Source organism: Vibrio sp. NH-UV-68 (genome assembly GCF_042940635.1).
Classification (GTDB): Bacteria; Pseudomonadota; Gammaproteobacteria; order Enterobacterales; family Vibrionaceae; genus Vibrio; species Vibrio pacinii.
In genome coordinates this window covers 671164-694846 of sequence record NZ_CP134975.1, presented here as the reverse complement: position 1 = coordinate 694846, position 23683 = coordinate 671164, and the positions used below count along the sequence as shown (strand labels likewise).

Here is a 23683-nt window from a genome sequence, read left to right as displayed (position 1 = left end):
TTCTTTATGTAGTTATAGGTAATAACTCAGCACAATCCACTGTCATGAGCACTTTACCTATAACCACATCAAACTTTGGGTATCTAAAACAAACAAACGGCTCCCAACTGTTACCAGCGAGGAGCCGAATGTGAATTGTATCACACGATTAGTCGTTGATCGTTAGTTTCTTTACATCGCCATCACGAGTCACTATCACGTAACCGTCTTCAAGTGCCGTCGGTCCAACCGCAAAACCACTTGAATCAACATGCTGCATAGAAACAAAATCACCGCTATCGCGATCAATCCAATATAAGTAGCCTTCACTGTCACCGACAACGATATAAGAATCGATAATCACTGGAGCGGTGACCAAGCGATGTTCAAGCTGTTCATTGCTCCACAGTTCAGTACCACTGCGAGCATCAACCGCGACCAGGTGATCTTTTTCAGTCACCAAATATAACCGACTGGCATCACTGGCTAAATCAGAAGCCGATGAATAGTTACGCTTCCAAGCCGGTTTGCCAGAGCGTAAATCAATCGAGGTCAGTTGACCGTTATAACCGATGATGTACAGCGAGCTGCCCAAGATAAGCGGCGATGCATCGACATCAACTAAGCGATCGATTTCTGTCGCGCCTTGCGGTTTACCAATTGGTTGTTGCCAAATCAATTGACCACGTTCCACGATCGCAGCGGCCAAGCGGCCATTGCCCGTACCCCAGAACACACCACCAGAGGCTGTCACTGGCGCACTATTGCCACGTAAAGTCAGGTTCGGCACTTCGCTACTGATGGTCCACTTTGACTCACCGGTAACTTGATCAAGCGCCAATAAAATACCTTTATTGGTATGCACAATGACAAAGTTGCTGTCGGTTGCTGGCGCAGCTAATACTTCACCATCAACATCAACACGCCAGTTGAGTTCGCCAGTTTCTTGATCAAAAGCGAACACTCGGCCATTTTCGCTACCGATGAATATTTGCCCATAACCGGCGGTAATACCCCCCGATAAACGTGCAGAAACATCACCTTCAACGTCAACTTCCCATAGCGTCTTGCCATTGTCAGGATCAAGCGCTTTGACTAAGCCATCACGGCTAGCAACAAAGACTTTGTCGTAAGCGTATTCAGCCGAGAGCTTTGAGTAGTATTGTTCAACACCACCACCAATAGAGGCACTCCATAGACTTGATGGCGTGAACTCGTTATTCACCTGTGGAACCGGTGACATAATGATGATGTCTTCTTCACTTGCACAGCCAGCGAGAGCGCCAACACACAACGCTGTCGCAAGCGCTTTTTTCAGCATATTCTTCATGCAATGCCCTTACTTGGCTAGATCATCCAACTTCAGTTGAAGGGTTTGGCTTGCATCACCAGATTGCTGCGCTTCAGTATAAGCGGCATAAGCGCCTTCAGCGTCGCCTTTACGAAGCAGAATATCGCCCTTTAGCTCAGCCACACGGCTAGCCCAACTTTGATCATCAATGTTCGCAAGTTGCGCAACAGCAGCATCGAACTCGCCTTGTTCAGCTTTCACACGTGCAAGACGGTAATTGATCACCGCAGAGAGCGCAGCATCTTGAGTCGAGCTGATCGCCCACTCTAACTGAGCAATCGCTTCATCCAGATTACCGGCTTCAGCTTGCACTTTAGCCAGCTGCAGTGCCGCTAGAGTCGCGTATTCTGTCTCTTTGTTGCTGTCGATAAAAGTTTGCATATCGGCTTGAGCATCAACACCTTGCTCTGCGAGCGTTTGAACGACTTTAGTGTAGCTTTGAGAGGCTGCTTCTTGAGCCGCTGTCACAGAATCTTGGTAGTAACGCCAGCCAAATAGGCCACCTAAACCGATAACGGCACCAAAGATCACCGCTTTGCCGTTCTCTTTCCACCAATCTTTGATCGCTTCTACTTGTTGTTCTTCAGTATCGTAGAGTTCCACTTCCTGTCCTCTTAAGCCAAAGTGGTGACCTTCATCACCACTGAGATATTTGATAATTAATTAAACGAGCTCTGAGAGCTTAGCAATAACGTCGCTTTGACTGAGCGTGTCTTGACTACCACCGATAAGGTCTTTAAGTACGACAGTGCCGTCAGCCACTTCGTTCTCACCCAGCACGAGGGCAACCGCCGCGCCGACTTTATCTGCGCGTTTAAACTGCTTCTTAAAGTTGCCGCCGCCGAAATGGTTCATGACTCGCAGGCCCGGCACTTGTTCACGCAATAATTCAGCCAGTTTCATCCCCGCCATCATGGTGCCTTCGCCCGCGGTGACCATGTAAACATCGACACTGCGACGTACATCGGTAAGCTCTAACGTTTCTAACATCAGAACCAAACGTTCTAAGCCCATCGCAAAGCCTACCGCAGGGGTCGCTTTGCCACCAAGCTGCTCAACTAAGCCATCATAGCGACCGCCGCCACACACGGTGCCTTGAGCCCCTAAGCTTTCCGTAATCCATTCGAAAACGGTACGGTTGTAGTAGTCCAAACCACGCACTAAACGCTCGTTAACTGTGTATTCGATGCCTGCGGCGTCAAGAAGTTCACATAAGCCCGCGAAATGTTGCTTAGAGTCATCGTCCAGATAGTCAGATAAACGCGGAGCATCACCTAAAACAGCTTGAACGTCAGGGTTTTTGGTATCCAAAACGCGCAGTGGATTGGTGTGCATACGGCGCTTACAATCTTCATCAAGAATATCGAGATGCTGTTCTAAAAATTCAATCAACGCCGTACGATAATTAGCACGTGCGTCAAGTGAACCGATAGAGTTCAGCTCTAAGCGAACATGTTGGTCGATGCCAAGCTCACGCCATAAGCGCGCAGTCATCATAATGAGTTCTGCATCAACGTCAGGCCCATTGAGGCCAAACACCTCAACACCACATTGATGGAATTGACGGTAACGCCCCTTTTGCGGACGCTCATGACGGAACATTGGTCCCATGTACCATAGACGCTGTTCTTGGTTGTACAGAAGACCGTTTTCGATCCCTGAACGCACACAGCCTGCCGTACCTTCTGGGCGCAGCGTTAAGCTGTCACCGTTACGGTCTTCGAAAGTGTACATCTCTTTCTCAACCACATCGGTGACTTCACCAATCGCACGACTAAATAGATGAGTCATCTCAACGATTGGCATGCGCACTTCGTTATAACCGTAAGCGCTCACCACATTTTTTACTGTGTTTTCTAGCTTTTGCCACAGTGGTGATTGAGTTGGGAGACAATCGTTCATGCCTCGAATTGCTTGAATTGTTTTTGCCACAATATTTACCGTAATGTTAATTACTTACCGTAATCTGGGTTGAGATTAATCTTGAACTTTAATGTCGATGCGGTTTTGCTCGTCCATCATTGCTGCTTTGGCGCGAATTCTAGCTTCTAGCTGCGTCACAAGATCGTCATTATCAAAACGCTCTTTCTGACGTTTGCCGTCTTCGTAAAACGCACTTTTTTTATTGCTTCCCGCTAAACCGAGGTGAGAGACTTCAGCTTCACCAGGGCCATTAACCACACAGCCAATAATAGATACGTCCATCGGTGTAATGATGTCTTCTAAACGCTCTTCAAGCGCATTAACTGTGCTAATTACATCGAACTCTTGACGAGAACAGCTTGGACACGCGATAAAGTTTATCCCGCGTGAGCGGATGCGCAGTGACTTGAGAATATCAAAGCCAACTTTGATCTCTTCGACAGGATTAGCCGCCAATGAGATACGTAATGTATCGCCAATACCTTCCGCAAGTAGCATACCAAGGCCAACCGCAGATTTAACCGAGCCTGCGCGTGCTCCGCCCGCCTCAGTAATACCAAGGTGCAGAGGTTGATCAATTTTCGTCGCCAGCAGGCGGTATGAGTCAACCGCAAGAAATACATCCGATGCTTTTACGCTAACTTTGAACTGGTCAAAGTTAAGGCGATCGAGAATATCGACATGGCGCATTGCTGACTCAACGAGTGCTGCTGCTGTTGGCTCACCGTATTTCATCTGGATGTCTTTCTCCAGAGAACCACCGTTAACCCCAATCCGAATCGGAATGTTGTTATCACGGGCACAATCGACAACCGATCGAATGCGCTCTTCGTTACCAATATTGCCAGGGTTGATCCGCAGGCAGTCAACGCCATACTCGGCAACTTTTAATGCAATACGGTAGTCAAAGTGGATATCGGCCACTAGCGGAATGTTGACTTGCTGCTTAATTTGCTTAAAGGCTTCTGCCGCGTCCATCGTGGGTACTGAGACACGCACAATGTCTGCGCCGACATTTTCCAACGCTCTAATCTGCGCAACAGTCGCAGCAACGTCTGTTGTTCGGGTGTTTGTCATTGACTGCACCGCTATTGGTGCACCGTCACCAATAGGCACATCGCCCACGTAAATACGAGTCGATGGGCGACGTTTGATAGGAGATTCGTGTTGCATAGTAATGTCTAAGGTAAGTTGAATCTTGCGACTTTGCCCGAAGTATACCCAGAAAGGTCGACAGGTTCACTCGCTAAAATCATTGAAACGTTTTCAGGGGCACCTAAAATCACGCTGTACGGCATTTCGCCTTCTAAACTAAGTGCTTGACCACCCTTCTTCACGCCAGTTGATAATGTTTTTCCACTGGCATCTTTAACTTGAATCCAGCAATCGTCGCTGAATGTCATTTGTAGTCGATTAGATACACTAACCGCTTGCTCGACCGGCGCGACCACAGATGGCTCGTCAACCTCTACCGGTTGAGGCTCGATGACAGGTTCAGGCTCAACCGATTCGTTGATGATTTCGGTTTCCTGAGGCAATAGCTCATCGTTTTGCTGATCAGCGTCAAGCAGGCTTGGCTCAGCATCAATTGTCGTTTGTGGCTGTTCGCTCTGCTGTGGTTCTTGTTCAGCAAGCGTGGTGAAATTGAGTTCTTGATCAGCTTGCTGTTCAAGCTGCTGCTCTTGTTCGCTAATGGTGGTGAGATCTGTCATCTCTATATCTTGGTTTTGCCACCACCAGACCGACGATATCCCCAGAATAACCAGAAAGATGCCCCAGGTTAGAGTCATGATACGGCTATCGTGTTTTTCCTGTTTTGTTTGACGAGAAAAGCTTTTCATTTGTTGAGGTTGCGGTTGCGTTTCTTGGCAATCGCCAAGCGCCGACAATATCAAGGCTTCATCAAGGTTGACCGCTTTGGCATAAGAACGTAAGTAACCACGAGTAAATGTCGCAACTTGCTCAAAAGAAAAATCATTGTTTTCAATATTTTGGATAATCGAAATGCGTAAACGAAGACGATCAGCAATTTGCTTTTGACTCAAACCGAGCGCTTCACGCTGGTTTTTAAGCAAAGTGCCCGCTTGTACTTGTTCTGCGTCTGCTTGTTTTACGTTCTCGTCGCTGTCTTGAATTGGTTGTTCAGCTGTCATGATTAATATAAATCTCTTCTTGAATAAGCTTGGTTTACCTGACGCTTAATTATGTATTCTTCGTAGTTTGCTCGATAACCAAGGTCTTTAAAAACGAGGAAAATTCCTCATACGATGCAAAAAATCACGCTCCACTTAATAACAGAGAATATTCCCTAAAGCGTTAACCCTTAATTCTAATAGATATCATAGATGAAACAACATAGTGAAAGTGCATAATTTACAGTCAGCTCAAGGTTTTTCACTATTTTGACCAAGAGATCGCTACAAGATGTAAGAAAAAAGCCAGAGCAATGCTCTGGCTTAGACTGAATTGAGATAAAGATTATGAAACTGCTTTAACTTCAATAGTGTCGCCTTTAGAGGCACGTAACACCGCCGTCCGTTTTGTGCGGTCGATCACATCTCCGACTAACTGCCCACATGCCGCATCAATGTCATCACCGCGAGTTTTACGCACTGTGACCGTATGTTCGTATTGCATCAAGGTTTTCTGGAAGCGATCAATACGAGAGTTACTTGGCTTCTTATACGGAGAACCTGGATACGGGTTAAAGGGAATCAAGTTAATCTTGCACGGCGTTCCTTTCATCAACGCCGCCAATTCACGTGCATGGTCCATATCATCATTGACATGGTCAAGTAGAACGTACTCGACGGTTACTTTACCACGGTTAGCGTTTGAAGACGCGATGTAACGACGTACAGAGGCTAAGAAATCTTCGATATCCCAGCGGTCATTGATTGGCATAATTTCACTGCGCAGTTTGTCGTTCGGCGCATGAAGCGAGATAGCCAAAGCTACATCGATTTTGCCAGTCATCTGGTCAAGGCCTGAGACCACACCAGAAGTCGATACCGTAACACGACGTTTCGACAAACCAAAGCCTAAGTCATCGAGCATGATTTCAAGCGCTGGAATCAAGTTTTTCATGTTCAGTAGCGGCTCACCCATCCCCATCATGACCACATTGGTGATAGGACGACGACCGGTCTCTTTCTCTAGGCCAATTTCACGCGCGGCGCGCCATACCTGACCAATGATCTCGGATACTTTTAAGTTACGGTTAAAACCTTGTTGCGCTGTCGAGCAGAATTTACATTCAAGGGCACAGCCAACTTGCGATGAAACACACAAGGTCGCACGATCCTCTTCTGGGATATAGACGGTTTCAACGTCTTGATCGCCGACTTTCATCGCCCACTTAATCGTGCCATCTGAAGAGTGCTGAGCTTGCGCTACCGTAGGTGCTTTAATCTCACAGCGATGCAGAAGTTTTTCACGCAACTTTTTGTTAATGTTGGTCATGTTTTCGAAGTTATCCACACCGAAATGGTAGATCCACTTCATGACCTGATCCGCACGGAATGCCTTTTCGCCGAGCTCATCGGCAAAAAACTTACGCATACCTTGACGATCAAAGTCGAGTAGATTGATTTTTTCAGTGGTCATGTGGCCTCTCAAGCGACGGAACATTAATTAAGGGCGCGAATTGTACAGCCTTTGCGCATTCACAACAAGCGTTGTAAAGCCCTGTCTTTTCTAAGGCGTTAATATCGCAATGGTTATTTTTTAAACAAACTTTCTAGCCGCTAAAATAGCGAAAATGATGGTTAATAAGACTAGACTGCAGTGTGCTTTATTTGCTCAACAATAGCCTTAAGACCGTTGCCACGTGATGGGCTTAAATGCGCGATTAGGCCAAGTTTGTCGAAATAATCATCGACATCAAAATCTTGGATCTGCTGACTGGTTTTGCCATTGAATGCCGCCATCACTAAAGCAATTAAGCCACGCACAATGCGAGCATCAGAGTCGGCGCAAAAGAACCACTTGCCATCAATAAGTTGACTAACTAACCAAACCTGACTTTCACACCCAGCGACGATAATTTGCTCTGATTTGAACGATTCAGGCATTTGAGGCAACTGCTTACCCCACACAATAACCTGACGATAACGGTCTTCCCAACCATGAAAGCCTTGCATGATTTGAGTGATCTCTTCAGCGCAGATCTCGTGACCGAATGGCGAGTGAGGAAATGGTAACATCTTGAACTCCAAATCGTTATTAGCGGTATTTCTGAATCAGTTTTTCGACAATACGCGACACAGCGACAAAACCGAAAGTAGCCGTCACAACCGTTGCTGCGCCAAAACCACTGGCACAATCCATCCGTTTTGGCCCTTCTGCGGTTGATTTCACACCACAGACACTACCATCGGGTTGTGGGTATTTTAACTGCTCCGTTGAGAACACGCAGTCAATGCCAAACTTACGCGCAGGATTGGTCGGGAAGTTGTGGTGACGACGCAGGGTATCTTTAATTTTCTTTGCCAGAGGGTCTTGAATAGTCTTGGTTAAATCCGCGACTTTTATCTGCGTCGGATCAACCTGTCCACCAGCACCACCCGTCGTGATCACTTTGATTTTATTACTACGGCAATAAGCCAATAGCGATGCTTTCGCTTTCACGCTATCAATCGCGTCGAGCACGTAGTCATACTCTTTGCTAAGGTATTCGTGTTGATTATCGGGCGTAATAAAGTCATCAATCAAATTGACCTGACACTCTGGATTGATCAATTTGACTCGCTCTGCCATCACTTCGATTTTGCTTTGACCAACGGTTCCTGACATCGCATGTATCTGACGGTTAATGTTGGTCACGCACACATCGTCCATATCAATCAACGTCAGTTCACCAACCCCAGTACGGGCTAATGCTTCTACTGCCCACGATCCAACGCCACCAATACCAATCACACAAACGTGTGCCCTGCGTAAAATCTCTACCTCACTATTGCCATAGAGACGACGCGTACCGCCAAAACGTTGGTTGTAGTTATCAGAAGCAGGAGTATCAAATTCACGCATATCGGTTTTCCGCTTGGTACAAAAACAAAGAGTGCGATTTATACGCACTCTTAATTAAAAAGTCTAGCTGTGAAGCGCTATTGTAACTTCTCGGGTGGCAACGCCCAAGGTGCTTGCGTTGCACTGCCTTCAAGGCCCAATTTCCATACCCGACCAAAGTGTTTGTAGTGACCAGCTTCAGTGCCAGCGCGCGGTCCCATACCATGATAGAGATCGAGGTGATTCTGCTTCACTGCGCCACCGGTATCTAACACGATCAACAAGCGCAACTGGTGCGCGCCACTCCAAGTGCCATCGGGATTCAGTAACGGAACCTCGGCCAAAATCGGAGTCCCCATCGGGAAAATTGAGCGATCGCCAGCGACCGACGCCATCGCTAACAAAGGTATACCAGCCGAGCCCGTCACGGGGGCATCCGCACGTGGCTCAAAGAACACAAACGAGGGATTTTGTTCCAACAATTCACGCACCGTTTGTTCGTCGTTAGTTAGTACCCAATCTTTAATCGCTTTCATCGACATTTTTTCGCGTGACACTAAGTCTCGCTCGATCAAAACACGGCCAATACTGACGTAGGCTTTGTTGTTCTTACCGCCATAAGCAAAGTACTCTAATGTATCGTCATCTTCAAAATGAACGAATCCACTGCCCTGCACTTCCATCAAAAATGGGTCAATCATGTTGGCAGCAAAGCCGAGCTCTAAGCCCAAACCGTTCAGTGCTCCATCGTAAATTTGCGCACGTGTTGGGCAATCCGCTTCACACTCAGGCTTGGCGTAAACGGGGTATTTAAATGTCTCGTTTGGCTCGTGGCGCAGCTCCATCACAGGCGAGAAATACCCGGTGAAGAGAACATTACCTTGTTTGTCGCCCCCGCCTAACTGCGCGGCTTGAATGCCATAGTTTGCCAACTCGGTCGGTTCACCACTTTGCAATACCCACTCATTAAGTTGCTCATACAGAGGTTGATAGATTCTGGCCATCGAAGGTGAGTTGACCACGACCTGCTCTGCTTGACGATGAAACTCGGTAAAATCGCGGGTTTTATCTGATTCAACAAGTGACGATTTATTCAAAATAGCGTTGAATTCTTGATCACCATATTGCTGCGCGCGATCGGTCGGCTGAGCACAGCCAAACAAAACGCTGGCTGCCGCGAGAGGAAGATATTTTTTAAACACTGATTAGATCCCTGATAAGCGATGTAATGAGGATGACAAACTTAAGCGTATAGCGCAATAACACAGTCGTTAATGGATGTTATCTTGATATTTTCCTGACAAACGAAAAACAGGTCGATAGTGCGGTTCAGAGACCAACTGAATTTCGGTCATTTGCTCGTTAAGAACTTTATAACGGCGAACTTTATCGCCGACATTATATTCAAGGTACGAGCCATTCCAGTCAAAGTGAGTGTCAACCACGCCACCATCGACCGCAACACCTGAAGAGCTAAGCACAAACTTATCGGTGGAATACGCCGCAACGTTCTGCTCGACCCAAATGCCATAGATTGTCGATTTAGGGTAGGCTTTTGCCAGATAGAGATCATATAACTTGTCTGCTAGAACAACCGCCACAACAGCAAAAACCAACGCCACTATCACTATGGTTCGCTCAATGATTTTCTTGTTACTGCGGCTTATAGCGCTCATTTATCTGATACCAATGAACTCGTGAGAATCTCACCTGCTTATTGAGTAATTGTTAACTAAGATGAGCGATTACGCGAGTTTGATTTTATCTCACCAAATTGTCCCCAGCGAAATCCCCACTGCAGCAAGCTATAGATAACGAAAAACACTTGCCGAACAAAGAATAAAATTGCAGTATATTCACATATAAATTCAATCAACGGTCATCAATGTGAAACTCAGAAGTACCGCGCTTGTTAAAGGCTTTAGGCAGTCGGCCCCTTATGTGAACGCTCACCGTGATAAAACCATGGTGATAATGCTAGGTGGAGAAGCGGTTGCTGATGAAAATTTTGCCAATATTATCAGTGATCTAGCATTATTACATAGCTTAGGCGTAAAAATTGTTTTGGTTCATGGCGCACGGCCACAGATAAATCATCTGTTAGATCAGCATCAGTATGCGAGCCCTTATCACAAAGGGGTTCGCGTTACCGATGAAACCTGCCTGAGTTACGTCATGCAAGCCGCAGGACGGTTACAATTAGCCATCACTGCGCAGTTATCGATGAGCCTGAGCAACACACCAATGGCAGGCACTCAACTGAATGTCGTCAGTGGCAACTTTATTATTTCACAGCCTCTTGGTATTGATGACGGCGTTGACTATTGCCACAGTGGAAAAATTAGACGTATTGATACTCAGGGTATCAATCGTATGCTCGATCAAGGCTCAATTGTGCTGCTCGGCCCCATTGCCAGCTCGGTCACTGGTGAATCGTTCAATCTTCTCTCTGAAGAGGTAGCAACTCAAGTCGCGATCAAATTAAAAGCCGATAAACTGATTGGTTTTTGTTCTGAGCAAGGGGTTATTGATCAACATGGCGACGTCTTTGCTGAACTGTTTCCTAAAGAAGCGGAAAAACTGCAAGCGGAACTTGAAAGCGAGAAAACCACCAACTGTGAAAACTCTTCTGGCACGTTACGCTTTTTACGCGCCGCGACCGCCGCCTGTCGTGCGGGAGTGCCACGTAGCCACCTAATCAGTTACAAAGTCGATGGGGCTTTAATTCAAGAGCTTTTCTCGCTTGATGGCATAGGTACACAAGTGGTGAAAGCAAGCTCAGAGCAGGTCAGAGTGGCCGAAATTGATGATATTGGTGGCATTCTTGATTTGATTGAGCCACTTGAACAACAAGGCGTATTGGTGCGCCGCTCTCGTGAACAGCTTGAACAAGAGATCCATCAGTTCACCATCATCGAAAAGGATGGCCTAATCATTGGTTGTGCCGCGCTTTATCCTTATCCCGATGAGAAAATGGCCGAGATGGCGTGTGTCGCCATTCACCCTGAATATCGTGATGGCAACCGCGGCTTGCTGTTGCTCAACCATATGCGCTTACAGTCTAAAGCTCAGGGGATTGAACAAATATTTGTTCTAACTACCCATAGCCTGCACTGGTTCAGAGAGCAGGGTTTTCATGAGATGGAGGTTGAGTCTCTTCCATCGCATAAGCAGAACCTTTACAACTATCAACGTAAGTCAAAAATTCTGGCACTTGAGCTTTAGGTCAATTATTTATCTCATAAATGAGAACAGATTGCAGAAATTTTCTTAAATAGTCGCTTTATTTCATAGTTTAAATTGGTTAAAATTCGAGCTCCTCATTAAAGTGAGGAGCTAGGAATTATTTCTCGACTTAACTGTTTCAGTTAAGCTGCAAGGATTGCTTGAGGTTACTAACAACGTCACTAAGAGCAAACTCTCAATGAAAACAATTATCTGTAACTCTGTTCAGAGTTTTTGGGACATGGCAGACAACGAACTACTAGAAAATCTCGACGTACACTGCGTATTCCCTGTTACAGAAGGCTTAAAAGCGTTCATTTTGAACTATCAAGTGAAATACCGCATCCGCAGTATCTCTTTTTCCACCGCGCTTTAATCATTACCACAGACGGCCACGGAAGGTCATCTGCTACTGGTCAAACGTTGAATCAACCCACTCGCTCGCTGAGTGCGAATCTTAATCGCTCGTTTCAACCCTCGCTCATCGGCATACAAGGTCAAATGCTTTTTGGCGCGAGTAATTCCGGTGTAAATCAGCTCTCGGGTTAAAATTGGCGTAAAGTCTGGTGGCAGGATCATCAAGGTATGTTCAAACTCGCTGCCCTGCGATTTATGAATGGTCATGGCATAAGCCGTTTCATGCTCTGGTACACGACTGGGTAAAACCGCTTTGACGCTACCATCAGGCAGTTCAAAAAACACTTTAAGCTTAGACTCCTGATGTGAATCATCACGTACACACAGACCAATATCGCCGTTATACAGCCCTAACCCGTGATCATTACGCGTCACCATGACAGGGCGGCCGTGATACCAAAGCTCGTCTTGAGTTTTAATCAGTTTACGTGACGCCAGCGCCCGTTCAATTCGCTGATTTAGCCCTTTAACACCAAAATCCCCTTCTCGAATCGCACATAACAATCGACATTGAGCAAACAGGTCGAGGGCGGCTTTGGCTCGTTGTGACAAGCTTTCAGGTTGCTCCTGGTTGTGCTGTGGCTGACGAAGTCGCTGCAGATAATGCTGATATTCCGAGACTAACGTCTGGATCATCTGGTTGTAAGTTTGGCTGTCAATTGGATACTTAGCGATATCAGGAAAATCTCGCTTCCAAACCGCGTCGACTCGAAGCCCGTCCCCCGAGTTAACCGCTTGCGACAGCTGACCTATCCCTGAGCGCGCATCAAAACGGTAACTCTTTTTCAGCATACACAAACTATCTGCAATCGAAGGGTGGGCATTGGCACTGTGAGTCAGACTCGTAAAACCAGTCAAACGCGCAATCTGCCCTGCATGTGCCTGACTAAAACCTTGCGCATTGAAAGAACAGATATCACCAAGCACCGCCCCTGCTTCAACCGAGGCCAATTGATCTTTATCACCGAGTAAAATCAAGCGCGCCTTCTTCGGCAGCGCATCAATCAATTTATACATCATCGGCAAATCAACCATGGAAGCCTCATCAACCACCAAAATATCGACGTGGAGCGGGTTATCATGATTGTGCCGAAACTCGGCACTGTTAGGAATCGCACCAAGCAGACGATGCAACGTACTGGCATCGGTTGGTATCGATTGTTTCAGTTCTGGGCTGACTGGCAGCGCAGACACCGCTTTGCCGATTGATTCCGTTAAGCGTGCCGCGGCTTTTCCAGTCGGAGCGACCAGTTTAATCGTCGGTTGTTGATCATTGGCTTGCGCTTGTTCGATTAAAGCGGCGAGCAATTTAGCCACTGTGGTGGTTTTGCCGGTACCAGGACCACCTGAGATCACCGCAAAACGGCGACTCAGTGCTACCGCAGCCGCGACTTTCTGCCAGTTGATACACGCCGCCAGTGGGACCTGCTCATCAAGTGGGGCTAATTGCTCAATACTTTTGGCCTTGAGAAGCGTTTGGTCTATGGTAGGCCAATCGAGATTATCGTCTGACACGACATCTAAATGATCACAAACCATGCGCTGACGAAGCACCGCTGTGCTAACGCCATCACTGATTGATTTTTCTATATCTTCAAATAGATAGCGGTAGTTTCTTGCAAAAAGATGATCGAGTAACTGGGCCAATTTCTGTTGCTGATCGAGCTTTAGGATCATCGGTGACCCAAAGCTGTTTAAGCGTTCAGCCACCACCACTTCGTAGTGCCAGTAACGATGTAGATACAATCGCTCACCATCGAAAATTAATGGTACAGGTTCACCATTGCGGCCAACTAAATCACTGGCGCTAAGCAGTGCCAACCAATCAATACTGAGTAGTTGTTGCGTTAATTCGCTGGCCTCCTCACCAAACAAACCTAATTTAGCCGCTAAATCTACTGGTTGTCCCTGAGCGTCGAGCAGAGGTAAACAAATATGGCCCTTAGCCAACTCATGGCTCACCACACCAGCAATAAAGGCCAATTCACTGTTTTGAGATTGGCTTTCGATAAAACGCGCAAACTGATAATCAAGCTGTCTAACTTGACCTTTGCTCGCCAGTTGCTTGAGTGTCGAAATAAGAGTATTCATCGCTACAATAACTCCATCTGGCCGGCACTGTTTTGTTTCACATCGATGGCTTGTCCATCAATCAATTTATCCATATCGCTGAGCAACTCTAGACTTGGTTTAGCAGAAAAAATACCGTGTTCGCTGGCGCCGTCCATTCCGCGTAAAAACAGGTAATAGACCCCACCAAAATGAGTATTGTAGTTATAGTTGGCCAAACGACTGCGTAAGAATCGGTGCAGGGCGAGTGCATAAATTTGATATTGCAGATCGTAGCGATGCTCGGCCATCGCCGCCTTGAGTGCATCGCCGTGGTAAAAGCTGACCTCATCGCCAAGATGGTTGGATTTCCAATCGAGGACATAGTATTTGCCTTGATGTTCAAACACTAAATCGATAAACCCCTTCAACATCCCTTGCACCGTATAAAAGCCGAGATCGCCGGCTTTCGCCGACAAAGGATCATGCCGCTGAATAACTCGGTTTAAGGCAGCAGCAGAAAGCACTTCAATCGGCAGCATAAATTCCATTTCGACCAAGCGCTGGCTTGGACTTTTCTGATTGAGTCGCAGCTGCTTTCCGTCGAGCGGGGTATCAAGCACGGTATCAATCAACTGTTGTAAAATACCCAGCCAACTTAGGTCTAATTGTTCACTTTCAAGCAAGCGCGTGATGATGGCTGTATTCTCTTCACTGGTGGCTGACTCAGTAAACTCGACTTCTTCAAACAAGCTATGCAGAAATGTACCTGGCCGAGCACCGCGCGGAAACGTAAAAATTGAAGCTTGCGGCTCATTTTCTTGTTGCTCGTCATGCTCTTGCGAAGAGTCAATATCAAGGTGCATTAAGTCGGTAAAATCATCACCGTGGTGAGCGCCTTGTTTAACCAGTCCAGAGTAACTGGTGATCCGCCAGTTGCGATCAATGGTTTGGCTTAACTCACTGGCGCTTAGCACTTGTTGTTCGCCTGCCTCAGTAATAAGCGGCGCATCGTAGGACTCCGGCAGAGCGGTCAGTTGCACGCACTCAAGCCGCTTCACTTGTTGTTCGATGGCAAGGGTGAGATCGTCAATGCCACCAGGCTGTCCATCTTGTAACAGATAGCCCATCGCACTGTGATGAACTCCGGTGGGCTCTTTGGTTGAGCGACCATTTCGTAGCGGCGCCGCACCAATAAAACAGCCATACACGGCGCGGGTGAGTGCCACGTAGATAAGACGTAAATCTTCCGCCAAGCGCTCTTTGTCGGCCGCCGCGAGCGCAGCATCTTGTCCGGTTATATCGAGAATGGTTCGGTCTTGCTCTGCATCATAGTACTTCGCCTCGCTCGCTTGACGGTAACTCAACACAAATGGCAGAAAGACTAAATCATACTCAAGCCCTTTAGATTTATGAATAGTGACGATTTGCACCAGATTACGTTCAGACTCCAAACGTTGGATCTCGTCATCGCTGCCACCAAGGCCATTTTCAGCGTCGCTGATCGCTTGAGCCAACCAGCGCAATAAGCCATGGTCACTATCAAGTTCAATACTGGCTTGCTGTAATAACTCACCAATATGCATTAAGTCGGTCAATTGGCGCTCACCACCCAGATCGGCCAACAAGCGCTCGGCAATGTGACGTTTACTTATCACGCTGCGTAGCATTGGCAGCACGCCACGTTCAGACCACAGCTTACGATACTCTTTAAACTCATTGATGGCCGCTTCCCACTCATTTTCATCGTTGTTGAGCTTATCGAGTGTGCCCGCATCTAACGCAAAGATCTCTGAGGCCAAACTGGCACGCAGGGCGCGATCATTTTCAGGTGTCAGCACAGCTTGCAGCAAGCGTTGCACGTCTTGCGCGACCGATGAGGTAAAAACACTATCACGATTAGAGAGATAGACGCTGGCAATACCTTGCTTAGCTAATGCGTCTTTGACCAGTCGGCCTTCGCTACCAGTACGGACCAAAACTGCGATATCACCTGCTTGGATAATTTGCTGGCCCTTGTCATTGACGAAGTGTGCTTGCTGGTGCTGCGCGGCAGTCAAGATGGTTTGAATTTGATCCGCAGTGGCCTGCGCCATCGCGTTAAGGTACTCCCCTTTCGCTAGCGGTTTCTCTTGCGTTTCCTGCAGCCAATAGGTCAGCGCGGGTTGCGTTTGGCCTGCCATAGTCCAAATGCGTTGTTCAGCTTTCGGGCTATGTGCTACGGGTAGAAATGGAATATCTTGGTCATAAATAAAAGGGCTTTGCGGCAATTCGAACACTTGGTTGACTGCCGCTACCATCGCCGCGCTGGAGCGCCAATTGGTGCCTAAGGTGAAATGCGAATTGACCTGAGTTCGCGCCTTAATGTAAGTAAAAATATCGGCACCGCGAAAACCATAGATCGCTTGCTTAGGATCGCCAATCATAAACAAGCCGCATTGAGGATTGTTTAAGTAAATACGACTAAAAATGCTGTACTGCAGTGGATCGGTATCTTGGAATTCGTCGATCATCGCGACCGGATATAACGTCCGAATCCGCTCTGCCAGTTGTTCACTATCATCATTGTCTATAGCGGCAGAGAGCTGAGTCAACAAATCATCAAATGACAACCACTGCTTTTGCTGTTTCGCGTTGGCTAGCATGGTTCGACAGTGTTCAATCGCGTGCGCCAACAAGGGCGCTTTAAGGCTAATCGGATCAGTAATAAACTCATCAATCACGCTAAACACCGCATGGGTTGGCGGCGTTCCTTGTGGCGTTTTTTCAATTAACGCTGTCTGAGCAAATTTTTCTAACTGATCTGGATAAGCATAATCGAGGGTTTCACTCGCCGCCCAAGCGTTGACCGTTTCAAGCCAAACTGGTAAAGACTTTTTACTGTAACTGCGTTTATTCACATCAGAGTCACTGATAAGTGCAGGTAAATCATCTTGGTGCTCACGCCATAACGCTTTAAGCTGGTCAATCTGTTGAAGGTTTTGTTGGTGCAACTCACTTAACGACCCACTCATGGCTGGGACTGATAAACTGACTGGCGATCCCGTCAAATAGCGTGATATATCACCGAGTAGCGTGGCGGGAGCACTCCACAATCGACGCACTTCTGCCGCTAAATGAACCGGCAACGGGTAGAAATTACGTCGCCAGTAATCGGCCACTACTTGGGCTTTTAAGTGACTCTCGTCAGTGACAAATTCGTTGTTAAAACGACTACCTGATTCGAACGCATTTTGCGTCAGCATACGTTGGCAAAAACCATGAATGGTGTAGACCGCCGCTTCATCCATCTGGCGTTCCGCTTGGAGTAAGATCTCGGCCGCTTGTTTGTGATCGACCACCTCTGCCAACAGCGGCTTAATGACAGGATCATGGCTTTGACCACGGGCAAATGCCAAGCGCGCATCATGAATCCGAGCTCGAATTCGATCGCGCAGTTCTGCGGTAGCCGCCTCAGTAAAAGTAACCACCAAAATCTGGTCGACCGTTAATGGCACCTGATGCTTGGTTTGTTGGCTGCCATGACCCAATAACAGTCTCAGGTACAATCCGGCAATGGTGAACGTTTTGCCTGTCCCGGCCGATGCTTCAATTAATCGCGCACCGTGCAAAGGAAAAGTCATCGCGTTAAGTGCGGTAACCGTAGACGTTGATGTCATAAAAAATTTGCCCTTTTACTGAAAAACTTAAATCCAAATGTGATCCAGAGTTTAAAACGCTTGTTACTCAGATAAATCGATAAAAAAGTTAGAACTTTCTGCGATCTTTCTCACGGCGCGCCGCTCGTCAAGCCGATAGTATGCGCGCCATGCGTTGAGCAACTGTGGCGAACTATCGCTAATCGCACTTGCAATAGACCAACCCAATTATGGTCCCTCTGACCTCTGGCCGTACAGCGAACGCCCTACACAATAATGATTTACTGGCGGCCAACTACCTTTGCTTATTCTCTGTGTCTATCAAGCAACCCAACCTTTACTGTTTTTCATCGTCACTTGCGACCATCGCTAAACGTGGCGCTTGGATAACTAAGTTGCTCAGCGTGCGGACTTCAGCGGCCAGTTGTTGATTCCAATTTGGCCAGATCCGCGCGATATACGCATTAGTTCCCTCGCCCGCAGCCATGAAGCTATCGTTAAAGGTATCGGCCATTTTCTTCGATGATTTCTCTTCATCATCGACCCAACGACCGCGATTAAACCCAGCCTCAATATTCGCTAATGCCGTTTTGGGGAAATAAGGCAGTGGTTGTGTCATGCCCTGATAAAACAGGCCAACGAGCTCACTGAGTAAAGATTTCGCCGTGGCACTGTCATCCATAGCAGGATAAATCATATGGACAATGCCTTCTTTACGGTCATAACCAATCATATGAGTGCGTTTACTTACGCCCATCGCCGACATGGCTAGATGATCAATCCACGCTGCCAGATAATCTTGAGCGCGCAGCTTGCCCGTGCGAAAACGCACCAATCCCGAGCGGTAATATTGGGTTAGCCATCCACTAAGATGGATCGGCTTTTGTTCACCGAGCAGATCAAAGCTCAGTTTGATTTCCAGATCCTCTTCGCTCGCCGAGCAGACAAACGTTAATCTCTCGACCAACTCTTGAGCCTGAGTACGGTTAGTTGCAAATTCAATATCACCAAACGCACCAACCGGCAGTTTGCCTTGAGCACGTTGATACTCGACGAAGCGCTCAATAACCGCTTGCGCGTCTTGTTCACCGCTCAGTTGATGCTTGAGTAACTCATTCAATAACGCATCACGCATCTGATAGCTTTCTAGCCCATCAAGAACGAACGGCTCATCATCTTGCATCACAGGCAATGGCGGCTCAAAGACCACTTTAAGGCGACGGTTGAAGAAATACTGCACTGGCAAGCGCCAAAAACGTTGCAGTTCGACCAGATCCAATTCGAGCGGATAACTGGCATCAAGTAAGTAGTCAGCTAACTGACGATTAAAGTCGCCACTCCTCTCACCTTGTCGATTGGCCGCCGGTAACCACTCTTTGGCGTAGCTCGGCCGATTGCCGCTAAACGCCAGCTCACTAAAGGGCACCATAGGGTGAGTGCTAAGCAACAGCTCGGTTAATCTCTGGCCAGACTCATCCACCGAGTGGTCTTTGTCCTCTTCGAGACAATAGTTTTGATGGCAATACTCCATCAACTCAGAAACCAGAACTGACGGCACGCGTTCGGTATTGTCTTGAATCGAGCGACCAACATAACTGATGTACAGCGTCTGTTGCGCAGAGAGTAACGCTTCTAAAAATAGATAACGGTCATCATCACGACGCGAGCGATCCCCGGGTTTAGTGCGACCATTCATCAAGTCAAAGCCCTCTGCTGGCATAGAGCGAGGATAAATCCCGTCGTTCATCCCAAGCAGACAGACAGTGCGAAACGGAATCGAACGCATCGGCATCAAGGTACAGAAGTTCACTTGTCCGGCTAAAAAGCGCTGACTAACGCGAGTGCCGGACAGTTTATCTTGTAAATATTGCGTCATGATCGCAGCAGCCAGCGGCTGTTCAAATGTGGCATCGGTCAGTTGTTCTTTGAGGTTGGCTAACGTATCTCGAATCGATTTGAGTACCGCTTCACCTTCAAGCTCGACGGTAAAAAAATCATCCAACAGTGCGGTTAATACTTCACGCCAACTCTCGATCAATTGAGTTTGCGCTAAACGCTGGCGATAGTCGCTCACCGTCTGAATAAAGTGCGCCAGTTTACCCGCCAGTTCAGCGCTAAAGCCTTGCACCTGATTGTATGGCGCTAACTTGCCACTATTAGCGCTAAACAGCCCCGCCGATTCCGACATCGCATAACCAAGTAGCATGCGTTCAATTCCGAATTGCCAGGTATTTTGACCATTTTCTGGTAGATCAAACTCACGACTGGTTTCTGCGTTGAGCCCCCAACGAATGCCCGACTCTTCCACCCACTGTTTGGCCACAATAAACTCCTCTTCGCTCAACTCAAAGCGCGCCAAAATGGCGGGCGTTTCGAGCAATTCAAGCAATTCGGTGGCCAAGCAACGCGTGTTAGGCAAATTCACCAACTGGATAAAGGCATTGAGGATCGGGCTTTCTTGGTCAGCGGTACGGTCTGAAATTGAGTAAGGGATGAAACGTTCCCCAGGAGCATTGCCAAACACTGCCTGAATGGCTGGGCTGTAGGCATTGATATCTGCAACCATGACGATAATATCGCGCGGTTTTAGGCTCGCATCAGCATCAAACATCGCCAGCAATTGATCGTGCAACACTTCGACTTCACGCATCGGGCTGTGGCAGGCATGCAGTGTCAATGAGTGATCATCTCGCTGAACAGTCTTTTTATGCTGACTGCTTTCAAGCTGTTGATCGTCTTGATGTTCTTCGAGATTTAGAATATCAGCCTGCAATTGATGTAGCAGCGAGTCACGCTCAACATCGACAAAGGCTTCAATTTCATGAGACTCAAGTTGCGACAGCAGATACATATTATCGCGCCCCAACTTACCCATCGAGGCCAGTAAACTGTTTCCCACAGCATCAGTATGAAGCTCATCGACCAAATTATCTTCCAGTGTGCCTTTGAGCTGCTCGCTCTCGCCATGCGCTTGTGAATGATCTTGATGCCATACCACATGCTGGCGATGTTTGGCGGCCAGACGAGCAAGAAACTTACGATCGCGCACATCCCCCCAGTAGTAACGACATGGGTTAGTAAACATCAGGTGAACATCAATGTGCTCACCAATGGCTTTTAGCGCATCCATATAACGTGGTGGCAATGAGGTGATACCGAACACAAACAATCGCTTAGGTAGATGTCTAAAGCCGCTTTGATCACCTGTCGACACGACATTCTCTAGTGCATCGATAAAGTGTTGGTAGAGGTTGGCCCTGTGATAAGGCGACTGACCAAGTGCCAGAGTATGATCATACAGTGCCTGCCATAGGATCGGTTGCCATGGGTGTTCGCCTTCGAGTTCAGCGACACTTTGTCCCGCTTCCCAACTGGCGATCCATTCAGGGCGATAGACTAAGTAACCGTCAAATATATCAGCGATTTTTTCTGCGAGTTGATACAGTTTTGAACTGTCGTCGTCATGCTCAAGATAACGCTTCAGAGGAGCAAATTCGTCATGATCGAGTAAGCTTGGCAAAATGAGCATTAACTTCCAAGTCATCGACTCTTTATTAAACGCACTGCGCTGAGGCACATCAGGCAGCACCTCGGTAAACATGTTCCAAATAAAGGTCGCCGGCAGAGGAAATTCGATGTTTGCTGCCACGCCAAACGCTTGGGCCAACTCCATCTTCAGCCACTGAGACATCCCCGGGCTTTGCACTAAGATCTGCTCCGCTTCAAACGGGTTTTCTAGTGGGTTGAGCCGAACCAGCTCAACAAGCAATGATTTTAATACATCGACTTGATTGGAATGGTAGACAGTAAACAAAATGCACTCACGCTATCGTTGCCACAATTAGCCTGAGACTAGCACAACCTGAGCGGTTAGCAGAGCAATATAAGCGCATGATTTGGCTCGAATCAAAATACCCGCTCAAGGGTTGAGCGGGTATGGCTAAGCGTTTATCAATTAGGCGTTAGTGGCCCAATTATTGCGCGATAAGATCTTGGTAGGCGATGGTTTTTCCTTGCGGTTTTTCGTTAGCCAATTTGGCTTTCGGCGCACCCGGCTGTGACAACCAGTATTCGCGATCTTTCTTCGGATTGAGTTTAGGACCACACTCACCTTGCGCACCACTACGCTCTAAACGTTGCATTACACGATCTTGAGCTTGGGCCAACCCATCCAGAGCTTGCTGCGGGGTTTTCTCACCACTGGCTGCTTCCGAAACGTATTGCCACCATAGTTGGGCAAGTTTTGGATAATCTGGCACATTGGTACCGGTTGGCGTCCACTGTTTACGCGCATCACTGCGGTAGAATTCGACCAATCCACCCAGCTTAGGCGCAACATCTGTCATCGCTTGAGAGTTGATATCTGACTCACGAATTGGCGTTAAGCCGACCAAGGTTTTCTTCAAACTGACCGATTTTGAGACCACGAACTGAGCGTAAAGCCAAGCAGCCTGACGACGATCAAGTGGCGTACTGTTGAGGAAAGTCCATGAACCGGCATCTTGGTAACCCAGTTTCATCCCATCTTCCCAGTAAGGGCCGCGTGGTGAAGGTGCCATACGCCATTTTGGTGTGCCATCTTCGTTAACAACTGGCAGGCCAGGTTTGGTCATGTCAGCAGTAAAAGCGGTGTACCAGAAGATTTGCTGAGCAATAGAACCTTGCGCCGGGACTGGGCCCGCTTCACCAAACGTCATACCTTGAGCTTCTGGTGGCGCGTATTGCTTTAACCAATCAACGTATTTGGTTGTGGCGTAGACAGCCGCAGGTCCGTTGGTAGCACCACCACGGGCAACATCCGAACCGACTGGCTTACATCCTTCAATACGAATGCCCCACTCATCAACCGGCAAACCGTTTGGAATGCCTTTATCGCCTGCACCCGCCATCGAGAACCAAGAGTCGGTGAAACGCCAGCCCAATGATGGATCTTTTTTACCGTAGTCCATGTGACCATAAACTGGCTCGCCATCAATCGTTTTTACTTTGTTAGTAAAAAATTCAGCGATGTCTTCATAAGCTGACCAGTTCAACGGAACACCAAGCTCATAGCCATACTCTTTTTTGAACTTCGCTTTCAGATCGGCGCGCTCAAACCAGTCGGCGCGGAACCAGTAAAGGTTGGCAAATTGCTGATCGGGTAACTGATAAATCTTACCGTCTGGACCAGTGGTAAAGTCCAAACCGATAAAATCAGGCAGATCCAAATAAGGGTTGGTGACGCTTTTGCCTTCGCCTTTAATGAAATCTGAAATAGGCACAACTTTACCGTAACGAACATGAGTACCAATCAAATCAGAATCATTGATGTAACCATCATAAATATTACGACCGGTTTGCATCTGAGTTTGCAATTTCTCCACCACGTCACCTTCTTGAATTAGGTCATGGTTGACCTTAATCCCAGTAATGTCATAGAAGGCTTTGGCCAGTACTTTTGCTTCGTACTCGTGAGTGGTGATGGTTTCTGACGCGACATTGATTTCCATGCCTTGAAATGGCTTAGCCGCATCGATAAACCACTGCATCTCTTGCGCTTGCTCTTGCGCTGACAAGGTCGATGGCGTGAACTCTTCACTCATCCATTTCTTCGCCGCGGCCATATCAGCCAGCGCCGCCGGTGAAAGTGCAGCCAGTGCAAAGCTCAACGCTAAGCTACGTGCAAGGTAAGACTTTTTGATATCCTTTTTCATTCTTGTCTAACTCCAGTTGTGAGTATTCTGTTTCTTACGTTATTGATTACACTCATTGCCTAGCGACTATGGCATCCTGTCGAACTCGGCCTGAGTAGATGTCATTCAGTTGTTGTTATCCCCATTTCAAAACCGTACCTAGCCAAATTACCGAGAGGGTAAATGGCACCCAAATAGTCAGTTCAGAGAGCCCAACAAAGCCTAAGTGGATATAAGCCGAGCTCAACAAACCGATAAATAGCCGATCGCCACGTGTGGTGGTGATCGGTAAAAAACCTTTACGCTCAATACACGGTGTGCGTATTTCTCGAATTGTCATTGTTAATAAAATCAACGCAATGCCGAGAAAAAACAGCGCTGAAGGGGTAGTCCATGCCATCCAAGCCATGATTATTTCT

17 protein-coding genes are annotated in these 23683 nt (G+C 47.5%); 2 read left to right on the top strand and 15 right to left on the bottom strand.

What is annotated here, in order from left to right; genetic code table 11:
- Positions 1 to 148: 148 nt before the first annotated feature.
- The 10 genes from bamB to ViNHUV68_RS03210 all read right to left on the bottom strand — a co-directional run bounded on the left by bamB (position 149) and on the right by ViNHUV68_RS03210 (position 9939).
- Entirely contained in the window at positions 149 to 1309 is a 1161-nt protein-coding gene (gene bamB / locus ViNHUV68_RS03255) for an outer membrane protein assembly factor BamB (RefSeq protein ID WP_038174911.1), read from the bottom strand.
- A gap of 9 nt (positions 1310 to 1318) precedes the next feature.
- A complete protein-coding gene (locus tag ViNHUV68_RS03250; protein ID WP_038174912.1) occupies positions 1319 to 1933 on the bottom strand; it encodes a YfgM family protein in 615 nt (204 codons plus the stop codon).
- 60 nt (positions 1934 to 1993) lie between these two features.
- Positions 1994 to 3262 carry a histidine--tRNA ligase gene (hisS, locus tag ViNHUV68_RS03245; RefSeq protein WP_038174914.1) on the bottom strand — a complete coding sequence of 423 codons (1269 nt, stop codon included), beginning with the start codon at positions 3260 to 3262 and terminating at the stop codon, positions 1994 to 1996.
- 45 nt (positions 3263 to 3307) lie between these two features.
- The gene (gene ispG, locus ViNHUV68_RS03240) at positions 3308 to 4426 is read right to left on the bottom strand and encodes a flavodoxin-dependent (E)-4-hydroxy-3-methylbut-2-enyl-diphosphate synthase (RefSeq protein ID WP_038174916.1); all 1119 of its coding nucleotides are present in this window, start codon (positions 4424 to 4426) and stop codon (positions 3308 to 3310) included.
- An 8-nt stretch (positions 4427 to 4434) separates the two neighbouring features.
- On the bottom strand, positions 4435 to 5406 hold the full coding sequence (rodZ, locus tag ViNHUV68_RS03235; protein WP_391089289.1) for a cytoskeleton protein RodZ: 972 nt from the start codon (positions 5404 to 5406) through the stop codon (positions 4435 to 4437).
- Between the two features lie 325 nt (positions 5407 to 5731).
- On the bottom strand, positions 5732 to 6859 hold the full coding sequence (locus tag ViNHUV68_RS03230; RefSeq protein ID WP_038174919.1) for a bifunctional tRNA (adenosine(37)-C2)-methyltransferase TrmG/ribosomal RNA large subunit methyltransferase RlmN: 1128 nt from the start codon (positions 6857 to 6859) through the stop codon (positions 5732 to 5734).
- 170 nt (positions 6860 to 7029) lie between these two features.
- Positions 7030 to 7458, bottom strand: a complete 429-nt coding sequence (gene csdE, locus ViNHUV68_RS03225; protein WP_038174920.1) for a cysteine desulfurase sulfur acceptor subunit CsdE — start codon at positions 7456 to 7458, stop codon at positions 7030 to 7032.
- 19 nt (positions 7459 to 7477) lie between these two features.
- Entirely contained in the window at positions 7478 to 8284 is an 807-nt protein-coding gene (tcdA, locus tag ViNHUV68_RS03220) for a tRNA cyclic N6-threonylcarbamoyladenosine(37) synthase TcdA (RefSeq protein ID WP_038174921.1), read from the bottom strand.
- Between the two features lie 77 nt (positions 8285 to 8361).
- Positions 8362 to 9465 (bottom strand): murein transglycosylase A, encoded by a 1104-nt coding sequence (gene mltA / locus ViNHUV68_RS03215; protein WP_391089286.1) that lies wholly within the window; start codon positions 9463 to 9465, stop codon positions 8362 to 8364.
- A gap of 69 nt (positions 9466 to 9534) precedes the next feature.
- On the bottom strand, positions 9535 to 9939 hold the full coding sequence (locus ViNHUV68_RS03210) for a DUF2850 domain-containing protein (RefSeq protein ID WP_038174923.1): 405 nt from the start codon (positions 9937 to 9939) through the stop codon (positions 9535 to 9537).
- Positions 9940 to 10150: 211 nt separating this feature from the next.
- Between ViNHUV68_RS03210 and argA the strand changes: the two genes are divergently transcribed.
- Both argA and ViNHUV68_RS03200 read left to right on the top strand, forming a co-directional pair.
- Positions 10151 to 11488 (top strand): amino-acid N-acetyltransferase, encoded by a 1338-nt coding sequence (argA, locus tag ViNHUV68_RS03205; RefSeq protein WP_038174924.1) that lies wholly within the window; start codon positions 10151 to 10153, stop codon positions 11486 to 11488.
- A 199-nt stretch (positions 11489 to 11687) separates the two neighbouring features.
- Positions 11688 to 11864, top strand: coding sequence for a hypothetical protein (locus ViNHUV68_RS03200; protein ID WP_169739012.1), 177 nt, complete (start codon positions 11688 to 11690; stop codon positions 11862 to 11864).
- 26 nt (positions 11865 to 11890) lie between these two features.
- On the opposite strand, the gene recD is transcribed toward ViNHUV68_RS03200, so the two are convergent.
- The 5 genes from recD to ViNHUV68_RS03175 all read right to left on the bottom strand — a co-directional run bounded on the left by recD (position 11891) and on the right by ViNHUV68_RS03175 (position 23673).
- A complete protein-coding gene (gene recD, locus ViNHUV68_RS03195) occupies positions 11891 to 13996 on the bottom strand; it encodes an exodeoxyribonuclease V subunit alpha (protein WP_391089284.1) in 2106 nt (701 codons plus the stop codon).
- Between the two features lie 2 nt (positions 13997 to 13998).
- Positions 13999 to 17613 carry an exodeoxyribonuclease V subunit beta gene (gene recB / locus ViNHUV68_RS03190; protein WP_391089282.1) on the bottom strand — a complete coding sequence of 1205 codons (3615 nt, stop codon included), beginning with the start codon at positions 17611 to 17613 and terminating at the stop codon, positions 13999 to 14001.
- A 316-nt stretch (positions 17614 to 17929) separates the two neighbouring features.
- A complete protein-coding gene (recC, locus tag ViNHUV68_RS03185) occupies positions 17930 to 21406 on the bottom strand; it encodes an exodeoxyribonuclease V subunit gamma (protein ID WP_391089280.1) in 3477 nt (1158 codons plus the stop codon).
- Positions 21407 to 21566: 160 nt separating this feature from the next.
- Positions 21567 to 23285, bottom strand: coding sequence for an ABC transporter substrate-binding protein (locus ViNHUV68_RS03180; RefSeq protein ID WP_038174931.1), 1719 nt, complete (start codon positions 23283 to 23285; stop codon positions 21567 to 21569).
- A 115-nt stretch (positions 23286 to 23400) separates the two neighbouring features.
- Positions 23401 to 23673: a DUF2160 domain-containing protein gene (locus ViNHUV68_RS03175; protein WP_038174932.1), complete on the bottom strand. Its 273-nt coding sequence runs from the start codon at positions 23671 to 23673 to the stop codon at positions 23401 to 23403.
- Positions 23674 to 23683 lie beyond the last annotated feature (10 nt).